13 protein-coding genes and 1 tRNA gene are annotated in these 10,426 nt (G+C 70.9%); 6 read left to right on the forward strand and 8 right to left on the reverse strand.

Going from position 1 to position 10,426, the window contains the following annotated elements; genetic code table 11:
* On the forward strand, positions 1-221 hold a 221-nt coding region (locus GV126_RS36760), incomplete at its 5' end, for a hypothetical protein (protein ID WP_236570157.1).
* Between the two features lie 12 nt (positions 222-233).
* Positions 234-307 (forward strand) — tRNA-Met (locus GV126_RS29410).
* 126 nt (positions 308-433) lie between these two features.
* Here GV126_RS29410 and GV126_RS29415 read toward each other — a convergent pair.
* A complete protein-coding gene (locus GV126_RS29415) occupies positions 434-1,399 on the reverse strand; it encodes an alpha/beta hydrolase family protein (protein WP_159672406.1) in 966 nt (321 codons plus the stop codon).
* A 165-nt stretch (positions 1,400-1,564) separates the two neighbouring features.
* Between GV126_RS29415 and GV126_RS29420 the strand changes: the two genes are divergently transcribed.
* Positions 1,565-2,161, forward strand: coding sequence for a TetR/AcrR family transcriptional regulator (locus GV126_RS29420; protein ID WP_159672408.1), 597 nt, complete (start codon positions 1,565-1,567; stop codon positions 2,159-2,161).
* 124 nt (positions 2,162-2,285) lie between these two features.
* The gene (locus GV126_RS29425; protein ID WP_159672410.1) at positions 2,286-2,423 is read left to right on the forward strand and encodes a hypothetical protein; all 138 of its coding nucleotides are present in this window, start codon (positions 2,286-2,288) and stop codon (positions 2,421-2,423) included.
* Here the strand turns inward: GV126_RS29425 and GV126_RS29430 are convergent.
* The 3 genes from GV126_RS29430 to GV126_RS29440 all read right to left on the reverse strand — a co-directional run bounded on the left by GV126_RS29430 (position 2,414) and on the right by GV126_RS29440 (position 5,612).
* Positions 2,414-4,231: a thiamine pyrophosphate-dependent enzyme gene (locus GV126_RS29430; RefSeq protein ID WP_159672411.1), complete on the reverse strand. Its 1,818-nt coding sequence runs from the start codon at positions 4,229-4,231 to the stop codon at positions 2,414-2,416. The genes GV126_RS29425 and GV126_RS29430 overlap by 10 nt on opposite strands.
* Positions 4,232-4,580: 349 nt before the next feature.
* Positions 4,581-4,940 carry a DoxX family protein gene (locus GV126_RS29435; protein WP_159672413.1) on the reverse strand — a complete coding sequence of 120 codons (360 nt, stop codon included), beginning with the start codon at positions 4,938-4,940 and terminating at the stop codon, positions 4,581-4,583.
* Between the two features lie 177 nt (positions 4,941-5,117).
* Positions 5,118-5,612: a cupin domain-containing protein gene (locus tag GV126_RS29440; protein ID WP_185947628.1), complete on the reverse strand. Its 495-nt coding sequence runs from the start codon at positions 5,610-5,612 to the stop codon at positions 5,118-5,120.
* Positions 5,613-5,693: 81 nt separating this feature from the next.
* On the opposite strand from GV126_RS29440, the gene GV126_RS29445 reads away from it, so the two are divergent.
* Positions 5,694-6,545 carry a LysR family transcriptional regulator gene (locus GV126_RS29445; protein ID WP_236570158.1) on the forward strand — a complete coding sequence of 284 codons (852 nt, stop codon included), beginning with the start codon at positions 5,694-5,696 and terminating at the stop codon, positions 6,543-6,545.
* Between the two features lie 154 nt (positions 6,546-6,699).
* On the opposite strand, the gene GV126_RS36765 is transcribed toward GV126_RS29445, so the two are convergent.
* The 3 genes from GV126_RS36765 to GV126_RS29460 all read right to left on the reverse strand — a co-directional run bounded on the left by GV126_RS36765 (position 6,700) and on the right by GV126_RS29460 (position 8,882).
* Positions 6,700-7,167, reverse strand: a complete 468-nt coding sequence (locus GV126_RS36765) for a phosphotransferase family protein (protein ID WP_236570159.1) — start codon at positions 7,165-7,167, stop codon at positions 6,700-6,702.
* 561 nt (positions 7,168-7,728) lie between these two features.
* Positions 7,729-8,529, reverse strand: coding sequence for an alpha/beta fold hydrolase (locus GV126_RS29455; RefSeq protein WP_159674228.1), 801 nt, complete (start codon positions 8,527-8,529; stop codon positions 7,729-7,731).
* Between the two features lie 53 nt (positions 8,530-8,582).
* Positions 8,583-8,882 (reverse strand): HNH endonuclease, encoded by a 300-nt coding sequence (locus tag GV126_RS29460; RefSeq protein ID WP_185947629.1) that lies wholly within the window; start codon positions 8,880-8,882, stop codon positions 8,583-8,585.
* Positions 8,883-8,901: 19 nt separating this feature from the next.
* On the opposite strand from GV126_RS29460, the gene GV126_RS29465 reads away from it, so the two are divergent.
* Positions 8,902-9,096 carry a MerR family transcriptional regulator gene (locus GV126_RS29465; RefSeq protein WP_185947630.1) on the forward strand — a complete coding sequence of 65 codons (195 nt, stop codon included), beginning with the start codon at positions 8,902-8,904 and terminating at the stop codon, positions 9,094-9,096.
* A 145-nt stretch (positions 9,097-9,241) separates the two neighbouring features.
* Here the strand turns inward: GV126_RS29465 and GV126_RS29470 are convergent, their stop codons facing one another.
* Positions 9,242-10,201: a hypothetical protein gene (locus GV126_RS29470; RefSeq protein ID WP_159672418.1), complete on the reverse strand. Its 960-nt coding sequence runs from the start codon at positions 10,199-10,201 to the stop codon at positions 9,242-9,244.
* Positions 10,202-10,426: the final 225 nt, after the last annotated feature.

Consider the following 10,426-nt stretch of genomic DNA (forward strand, 5'->3'; position numbering starts at 1 on the left):
CCTGCCTGATGGGCCCCTGCATCGCCAGGGTCGGCCCCAGCCGCCGGCTCGCGCTCGGCGGCGGCCGCCACGTGCTGGGGGATACCGAGGCATCGCAAGATGTCCTGATCGAAATGTCCATGGGCCGCGGCACCACTTTCACACCCCTGCCACCCGTCCCCGGCGCCACTCCTCAGGGGATGGGCGTGTTCGCTTTCCGGCAGCGCTCACGTGTAAGGTGAACGAGTTGCCGACGCGGGGTGGAGCAGCTCGGTAGCTCGCTGGGCTCATAACCCAGAGGTCGCAGGTTCAAATCCTGTCCCCGCTACTTACGCACCGGCCCCTTCTCGACGCCACGTCGAGAGGGGGCCGGACGCATGCCGGGGCACTGGGCCTATGGCGTCATCGCCCCGGGCCGGATCGTTCGAGGCATTAAGGGGCGCGGCAGCGGGGCTCACTTGGCTTCGACTCGTCCTACGGAGTGGGGGCCGGTGGTCAGTGCCTCGCACGCGGCCGGCCATGTGCGGGCGCCGGAGTGGAGCTGGGTGTGGAGGTAGGCCGCGGTGAGCCGGGCGAGGGCGGCGACCCGCTGAGGGTTCTCGTCGGTGGTCTCGGCGGCATCGTATCCGGCGATTCCGCCGAGTCCGTGCTCCGCGTCGAACAGGGTGAGCAGGGTCTTGGGACTGGGAGCGAGGGTGTAGGGGTCGGTGTGCCAGGCCGGCCCGATGTCCGTGAAGTGCCGGGAGTCGTCCTTGTCGCCGGCGACGACCAGCGCGGGTGCGGCCATGGTGGAGAAGTCGACGGCGCCGATGACCGGCCACTGCTCGGCCATGGGCCCGTTGAAGGCGTCGCCGCCCCTGCCGGGCGCGGCGAGCAGTACGCCGGCCCTGATCCGGGGCTCGGTGACGTGCACGAGTTTCCCGGTGTCGGGGTCGTTGAGCCCGGCGCCCAGCAGGAGGGCGGCGGTGAAGCCGCCGAGCGAGTGTCCGGCGACGGCGACCTTGGTGCGGTCGAGCCGCCCGGCGAGCTGCGGCACGGTGCGCTCGATCGTGTCGAGCCGGTCGAGGATATGGGTCATGTCCTCGGCCCGGGACCGCCAGAAGTAGGGCGCGCCGGGTGCGTCGGCGACCAGGTGGCTCAGTGTCCGGGAGGTGAGGTGGGTGGGCTGGATGACGGCGAATCCGTGGGCGGCCCAGAAGTTGACGAGGGGCGCGTAGCCGTTGAGCGAGGAGAGGTTGTTCGAGGGGCCGTGACCGTGGGAGAGGAGGATGACGGGGAGGCCGGCCCCGGTCGCGGGTGCGGAGACGCGCAGCTGGAGGTCTACGGGTCGTCCGGGCACCGAGAGGACTACGGGGCTGAAGGACAGGACCGGGGCGGGCGCGCCGAAGGAGTCGGCGCTGGTGGCAGTGGATGCGGTCACGAGAAGGTTCCTTTTCGGTGGCGCCTGCCGTCGCTGGTCTGCTGCGGCCGGCGACGGACGTGGCGGACAGGGGCATCCGCTTCGGCTAAGCTGAAGCGGAGCGTCGCTCCACTTAGTATCCGGAGCGTTGCTCCGGTTTGTCAATCGGTGTGGAGGGAGTACGCGGTGACCACCGACGGTCCTACGGGAAAGTCGCCGTCCCGAGGCAAGCGGGCCGACGCCCAGCGCAACCGGGAGGCGGTGCTCGCTGCCGCCGCCGAGGTGTTCGTCACCTCCGGCGTCGACGCGCCGATCCGCCAGATCGCCGCCCGGGCGGGCGTCGGCATGGCCACGATCTACCGCCACTTCCCGACCCGGGCGGACCTCGTCACCGCCGTCTACCGCCACCAGATCGAGGCATGCGCCGAGGCCGGCCCGAACCTGCTGGCCAGTGCCGGCTCCCCCTTCGACGCGCTGCGTAAGTGGATCGACCTCTTCGTCGACTTCCTCGTCACCAAGCACGGACTCGCCGACGCCCTGCAGTCCGACAACGACCGCTTCGCCGCGCTGCACGACTACTTCCTCGACCGCCTGCTGCCCGTCTGCGCCCAACTGCTCGACGCTGCCGCCGACGCCGGCGACATCAGGCCCGGTACGCAGCCGTACGAGCTGATGCGCGGCATCGGCAACCTCTGTATCGGACACGACAACGACCCCCGCTACGACCCCCGGCGCCTGATCGCTCTCCTCCTCCAGGGACTTCGGCAACCTCGCACACCCTGATGCCGACCCTTGGCATCGCACCCCGCCCCCGCCACTCCACCCACTGAGGGACCGTCCCTCGACAGCCGAAGACGCCGGCAGGCAACAGCGCCCCTCATCCCCTCGACCGGTGCTGCCGCTTCGCATGAACACCGGCCATGACACCGTCGGCATGCTGCCCAACGTCACCCTCGGGCGCTGCGGCGGCCTGGAAGCGGGCGGCTCCGGCGGCGGCGTCCTCGCGGGCGCTGCCCTCGGCCCAGTGGGGTTGGGTCAGCGGTAGCGAGCGAGTTCGTCGTAGTGCTGCTGGAGTGCGGGTGAGAGGGCGACGCGGCCGTCCTGGAGGAGGTTGCGCGCCATGGCCTGGGCCGCGGGTTCGCCCTTGCCGAAGGCTTGGGCGATGTGCTGGGCGTGGGTGGGCTGCAGGCTCTCGCCGAAGGGGGCTTCGTCGGGGTCGGTGATCGCTTCGATCAGGCACGGTCCGTCGGCGGCCATCGCTTCGGCGAACACGCCGGCGGCGTCGGCCGGGTCCTCGATCCGGAAGGCCTTCAGGCCGCAGGCGCGGGCGACGGCGGCGAAGTCGATGGGATGCAGTGCGCAGCCCATCTGGGGGTTGCCCAGCAGCGCGGTCTGCTCCCACACCTCCAGGGCGAGGGAGTTGTTGCGCAGCACGACGACCTTGACGGGCAGGTCGTACTGGGCGAGCGTGGCGAGTTCACCCAGCCCCATGCTCATCGAGCCGTCACCGGTGAAGGCGATCACCGGCCGGCCGGGGTGAGCGAGCTGGGCGCCGATGGCGTAGGGCAGGGCGGAGCCCATGGTGCACAGGGTCCCGGAGAAGGAATACTGCATACCCCTGCGCAGTCGCAGCCGACCGCCCCACGCGGTCACCGTGCCCGCGTCACCGGTCACGATCGCTTCGTCCGGCAGCGCCTTCGACAGCTCCCAGGTCACCACCTGCGGGCGCATCGGCGTGCCGGAGCTCGCGGCCTGCTCGCCGATCAGCTCCCACCACTTGCGGTAGGTGTCCTGCGCCCGCTGCAGGAACGTCCGGTCCTCCTTGCGTTCCAGCAGGGGCAGCAGCCGCTCAAGAACGGCTGCCGCATGACCGACCAGGCCCACTTCCACGGGATAGCGCATGGCGATGCGGTCGGCGTTGAGGTCGATCTGTACGCCGCGGGCCTGTCCGGGCTCGGGCCAGAACTCGTAGTAGGGGGTGGAGGAGCCCACGATGAGGAACCCGTCACATGTCTCGAACGCCTCGTGGGAGGCTCGGGTCCCGATCAGCCCCATGCCGCCGGTGGTGTAGGGGCTGTCGTCGGGAACGCAGTCCTTGCCCAGTCCGGCCTTGATGATCGGCGCACCCAGCACTTCCGCGACCTGTTCGAGCAGCTCGCCGGCGCCGCGTGCGCCTGCCCCGGCGCAGATCGCCACCCGCCGGCAGCCATTCAGCACCTCGGCGGCCTTGCGCAGCTGGTCCTCGGGCGGGACCACGGTGAACGGCTGCGCGGCGAGTGACAGGTGCCCGGGGACGTTCTTCGGCGAGGCCGTGTCCTGCTCCAGCGCGACGGACTGGACATCGATCGGGATCGCCAGATGGGAGGGGGTCCGGTTCATCAGGGCGCTGCGCACCGCAAGGTCGGTGGCCGGCACGGCGTGGGCGGGGCCCATGACCCGCTCGGAGAACATGCAGGCGTGTTCGAACAGCCGGTCGGAGGGCAGGTCCTGCAGGAAGTGCGCGCCGACCGTGTCGTGGTAGGACAGGCCGGTGATCGCGATCACGGGTGCGCCGTCGATACGGGCGTCGTACAGGCCGTTGAGCAGATGGACCGCTCCGGGGCCGGCGGTGGCCACGCACGCGGCCGGTCGGCCGGTGAACTTCGCGTAGCCGACGCAGGCCAGCGCGGCGTTCTCCTCGTGCCGCACGTGCACGAACCGCATCTGCGGATGGGTGCGCAGCGCCTCGAAGAAGCCGTTGACCTGGTCCCCGCAGATCCCGAAGACGGTGTCGATGCCCCAGTCGAGAAGCCGCTCCACCACCAGGTCCGAGGTGGTCTTGGAGCCCGCACCCGCATCAGGCCGATCACTCATGTGGAGGTCCTTTCCTGAACACTGCCCTGGCGGCTCAAAAGGCCCGGGGGCCGACCATGCTTCCCGGTCCAGGCCCCACACGTCTTGCGCTTCACGCCTGCGCGCCACGGGTTCACCGAAACAGCCCTGGTACGGGTGGACAGTGCGGACGACGAGCGGTTCGGCCGCAGCGCCGGGCATTCATGGTCCGGGCCCCCGGCGGGTGGCTCTGTTCACGAGGGGGGACAGCAGACGGGCAGCACACCGAGCGGCGCGCCGGAGGGCGGCGTGTTCGATGTTCACGAGAATCGACGGCGTCCGTGGGGCGAGAGGTCCGCAGTCGTATCCCCCGGTCGCAGACCGTGCTCGGTCACAGCCGGGTGGCCAGCCAGACGGCCACGGCCGCGGTGACGGTGAGCCCGACGTTGAGTGCGATCCGGCGGTCTTCGCCCGTCAGATGGACGGCGATCGCGCCGATCTGCAGGAGTACGAAACCGAGGGCCGAGGCCGTCGCCAGCGAGGGAGCGATACCGGTCAGCGGCGGCAGGATCAGTCCGGTGGCGCCGAGTATTTCGACCGTCCCCAGCGCCCTGACGGCAGGCAAGGGCATGCGGTCGACCCAGGCCATCATCGGCCGGAGTCGGTCGCGGCTGCGGATCACCTTCAGCGTGCCTGCGTAGAGGTAGAAGACGGCGAGCAGTCCCGCGACGATCCCATAGGCGATGTTCATGATTTCCCGTTCATGGGTCTCCGGCTCACGGAGACCCGTCGATTGCGTCGATCACCAGATGAGTCCTGGTCACGGCCCGGTCCCTCGTCCGGGGATCCGGGCGCCGAAAGCGGCAGCACCGCCGTCCTGCCGGCCGGAAGGACGGCGGCCGTGCCGTGCCGTGCTGCGCCGTCGGCTTCAGGCGAGGCCGGTGGCGGGCTTGGTCGCGTAGCGGCTCATCGCGTCGACATTGGCCTGGGGCGTCAGCGGCCGGCCGCCGGCGAGTGCCTCCTGGAGGTCCCGGAAGTACTGCACGTACAGGTCGGGCGTGAAGGTGCTGAGCATGACGGCGGGTCGGTCGGTCAGGTTGGCGAAGGTGTGCGGGGTACCGGGCGGCACCATCACGAGCGTGCCCGCGGCGGCGTCGTGCTCCTCGTCCCCGACGGTGAACCGCACGGTGCCGGACAGAACGTAGAAACCCTCGTCGTGCCGGGCGTGGCGGTGCTGTGGAGGTCCTTGGGTGTGCGGGGCGAGGACGGATTCGGCGATCGCGAGCCGGTGCCCGGTGTGGGTGCCGTCCTCCAGCACCCGCATGCGCGTGGTCCCCAGAACGATCATCTCGCCGTCGCCGGGACCCACCACCGATACAGCGGGGTGAGTCTGCGGCTCGTTGGTCTTCGCTTCTTCGGTCATGCTCACGAGTTCACCGCCGGGTCCCCAGGGCTGTCCAAGACCTGTTCCGCAGCGCCGATACCTCCTGGGTATCGTTGCGGCGTGGAGCTACGGACCTTGCGCTACTTCGTGGCGGGCGCCGAGGAACTCCACTTCGGCCGGGCCGCGACGCGGCTGCACATGAGGCAGCCGCCCCTGAGCCGGGCGATCAAACAGTTGGAGGCCGATGTCGGAGCCCTGCTCTTCGCCCGCTCGCCCGCCGGCGTCACACTCACTGCGGTGGGCACGGTGCTGCTCGACGAGGCGCGGGCCCTGCTCGACCACGCCGACCGCGTCCGGGCACGCGTGAGCGCGGCGGCCGGCGTCGCGACCCTCACCATCGGCATCCTGGGCGACGGCACCGACCCGGGAGTGGCCAGGCTGGCCGCCGCCTTCCGCCGGCACCACCCCGGCATCGACATCCGCGTCCGCGACACCGATCTGACCGACCCGACCTGCGGGTTGCGCGCCGGACTGGTCGACGTCGCGCTGACTCGGGCACCGTTCGACGTGACTGCCCTGACGTCGCGTGCGCTGCGGAGCGATCCGGTCGGCGTGGTCCTGCGCGCCGACGATCCGCTGGCCCGCCGCGACGAGCTGCGGCTGGCCGAACTGAGCGACCGCCGCTGGTTCCAGTTCCCGCAGGGCACCGACCCCATCTGGCAGTCGTACTGGAACGGTGGCAGGCCGCGCCAGGGCCCAGTGGTGCGCGCCGTCCAGGAATGCCTGCAGGCCGTGCTGTGGAACGGCACGGTCGGCCTGGCCCCGCTCGGCCACGACCTGCCCGCGGAGCTGGCCGTGGTGCCGCTGACCGACATGCCACCGAGCCGAGTGGTGGCGGTGTGGAACGAGGGTGACACCAACCCGTTGATCCGGTCGTTCGTCGAGATCGCGACCACCGCGTACCGTCACTGAGCAAGGCAGCCGGCGCGAGCGGCGGATTGCGGCCTGGCGCACGGCAGCGAGGATGCGCCGGTGGTCCGACGGGAGCACGCACGCGCCGGTTCGCAGAAGGCCTCCGACTGTCAGGCAGGACCCAGCGGACCGACCGCGACCGTTACGCACGCGCTCACCGTATTGAGCGCTCCAGCGCACCCCGATGATCGGAAACCCACTGATAGGCCGCCCTAACGTGCCTTACCGCGCCTGCGTCACGGAGCCGCACCATAGCCACGTCACCGGCAGCGGCCTGGGACTCGATGCCCCGCCGACACCGGTCCTGCCACCACAGGATCGTGGACACGAGACGTTGCCGGTCCGCCAACCCGTAGCTGTCGACGATCAGCCTCAACCGCCGGGCGACCTCCTCGACATCGGTGACCGAAGAACCCAGATCGACGTACTGCCAGCAGACATGAGCGACGTCATGGATCCGCGCGCCCGGCGCCGCAAGGTCCCAGTCGATGAAAGCCGCCGGGCGAAGCTCTCCGCCGCGCAGCTGATAGACCGTGTTCTTGGGCGACAGGTCGTTGTGGCACACGACCTCCTGGTCACCGGCCAGCGGGGTGCCGGCAGTCAGGTCGTGGAACTCACGCACGAGCCGGGCGACCGTCGCCAGACTCTCGTCCGATGAGACAGCAGCAGGCTGACACGGCTCCCATGCCACATGCCCCTTGAGGTAACTGAGGACTTCACGGCCCTCCTCGTCCCTACCGAGATACCGCGGAGCACCACTCCAGCCACGGGCTTGAAACAACCTCAGCAGATCACCCACGAACCTCGTGCGAGCCGAGGCCGGACGGCGCACCGTGTCCCCGACACGAACGACAGCGTTGACGAAACCTCCGGGCAAGGGCGACTCAGGCATACGTCCACCCTGCCCGATCGTTACCCCGAACTGCCAATGACTTGTCCTGACACTCGATCCGCCCCGGCACCACTCCGCCAGACGATCCACTGCGCAGACAGTCGTCCACGACCGGGGTGAGCAGCCCGACAGCCGGTCACACCAGCCCGTTGACCTGTGTGGCTGATCGGTGGCCGGCCGCCGAGTGCGGTGTGGCGCACGTGGCACTCGGAGCGGGAAGGGGCTGGGGCGGGCCGGTGCTGACGAGCCGTCCGATGGGGAGGCGTGTGGCGTTGTGACCGCTCGGAAGTTTCAGGCCAGGCCCTCGAGGAATTCCGTGAGCACGGTGTGCAGGATCCCGGGCTGTTCGAGGTGCAGGTCGTGGCCGGTACCGGGGATGCTCATGGCCATGGTGGCGGGTCGCTGTCGGAGCATCTCGTCGGCTTCCTGCGCGGGGAGGAAACTGGATCGGGCCAGGACGACCAGGGTGGGGCACGCGACCTGCCGCCACTCGTGCCAAAAGGAACGCCGGGCGTTCTCCGCCAGCGAGCGGACCATCACGTCCCGGTCGAAGCGCGGCCACCATCCGCCCTCGCGTTCCTCCAGCCCCGCCGCCCAGCCCGCGCCGACCGGTCCGCCGCCGAAGAACGCGGCTGCCGCTTCGCGTGAGGGGAACGGTGTCGGCCACGAGTCGAGCCATCCGCCGATGTCCGCAGGGAGGTCCGGGTGTGCACCGCCGGGGCCGGCCTCGACGAGCACGAGCGCGCGGACGAGCCCGGGATGTGCGGCGGCGGTGAGCATGGCCGTGTGCCCGCCCAGCGACTGGCCGACCAGGACGGGCCGCTGCAGCGCCAGCTGATCGACGACGGCGACGACGTCGGCGACGTATGCGGCGCGGGAGACGTCCCGCGGGTGGCGCTCGCTGGCGCCGTGCCCGCGCTGGTCGACCGCGACGACCCGATACCGGGAGCTCAAACGCCCGGCCAGCATGTCCCATTCACCCGCGTGACCGGCCAAGCCGTGCAGCAGCACGATGGGCTGTCCCGGCCCGCCCCAGTCCCGGCAGGCAAGCCGGACGCCGTCTCGCACCACTGTTTGTTCAGACCATGCCATGCCAGTTTTCCCCCAGGTCATCGGCCGGCCCTTATCATGCCGCAACCGCCTCCTCAGACGGATCCGGCTGCTCCAGCGAGCGAGGGGGACTGCGACGGGGTGTCAGGGCAGCGGCCGGGCCGCTCGGCCAGGGCGTCGTGTTCCGTGGTGTCGATGGTCAGGCCCCAGCGGGTCTTGTCGGCGATCCAGTCGGTGGCGTACTGGCAGCGGTGGCCGGCCGCCGGGGGCAGCCACGTGGCCGGGTCCTCGTCCGCCGTCGACCGGTTCGAGGCGGCCGACACCGCGATCAATGTCCGCGCCTCCGCGAGGCCGTCGGCGTAGGCCTCGCGCTCGGCAGCGGTCGACGCCCTCATCACCACCCAGCACGACGCCATGCAGGAGCGGATCGACCGGCTCACCCGCGCGGCCGCCATGCTGCGGCACATGCTGGACTGCCCGGCCGACCACCCGCTGAGTTGTCCCGTGACCGGCGCTTACATCCGCTCCCGCGTCGACGCCGCCCTCGCCGGCGAGGAACTCCCCGTGCCGTCCTTCCCCGACATGCCCGCACCGCATGCGGAGCGCTGACGCCCGCCCGTACCCAAGGCAGCGGACGCGCCGTCCTTCCCGGAGTCCGCACCACATCAGGGCGGCGCTGCGCTTCCCGGTCGGCGTGCCGCCGGTTCGCGGAGGTGGTCGCCGCGCCGGACGAGCAGGCAGAGGGAGGAGGCACCTACGGTAGGGCCGCGGGCTGCGTCAGCCGGGCCAACAGGTGTCTGTACGCGGCGGGGTCCCGTGCGAAGTCCGTCGCGGCCGCGAGGGCGGCCCTGTCGGCGTCCTGCCCCCGGAGCAGGTCGACCGAGGTCTGCGCGAAACGCTCGGGCAGGCCGTCGCGTTCCGCGTCGGCCAGCAGCAGGCGCAGCTCGGCAGCCGCCTGGGCGGCGCTTGACCGGGCTGCCGGGCCGGCCTGCAGCATGCTCCGCAGCCCGGCGGCGGGGGCCGCATCGTCCAGCAGTCTGTGAAGCCGGCTCGCGAGCTTCCGGCCGAGAGCTGCCGTCTCGCGCGCCTGCGGGCCCGCCTCCCGCAGCACCCAAAGCGCTGTGACCAGAGGGGAGCCCGGGTCGCCGGCGGCGTCCCGGGGCAGGACGTCGTGGCGTCCCGCTTCCCTCACCGCCGACACGGCCCGTTCGTACTCCTGGGCCGCCCACGTTGCGGCCTGGGACAGGTCGCTCGCCTGGCGGATGAGCCGTGACTGCACCCCCACGACCCGAGGCAGGGCCCGGAGGTTCCCGCCGATCAGCCCCAGGGCGATGAGCGGCATTCCCAGCAGCAGGAAGACGTCCGCACAGCCGAGGTCCTGCTCGGTGGCGAGGTCCTCGAGATTCCCTCGCTCCGGCCCCTCGGTGAGCAGGAACCCGCTCTCCCAGCCGTAGCCGTCGCTGCCGCTGTACTGCGGCGCCTTGAGGAGGTCGGACCGGCCGGGATCGCACCGGTAGGGCGCCTCCCTCGCCCGCTTCTGATACGGGTCGAACCAGCGGACCCTGCACGACCCGTCGGGCTTCTCATCGAGCACCGTCAGGTCGATCTGACGCGCGTCAGGCAAGTTCGACCCCACGGCGTACAGCCCCACCGCGCAGGCGCAGAGCACGAACCCGAGCGTCAGCACCCACCGGAAGAAAGGAACATGCCTCATCTCGCCCCCTCCTGTGAAGGCTTGCAGCGTCCCACACACCTCGCGGAACCACGAGAGGCAGCTCCGGCAGTGCTCCGACGGGTGGTGCTGCCGGGCCCCGGCAGCGGCCGGCTGGGCATGCGCTGGAAGGCGCAGCACGCCACGAGCGGCGGTCAAAGCGGGGCGGTGCGGCGGCTGTCACCGCGCCGCGACATCCACGCAGTGCGCATCTGGTGTGTCCACGGC

The organism is Streptomyces mexicanus, from assembly GCF_902506575.1.
GTDB lineage: Bacteria > Actinomycetota > Actinomycetes > Streptomycetales > Streptomycetaceae > Streptomyces > Streptomyces mexicanus.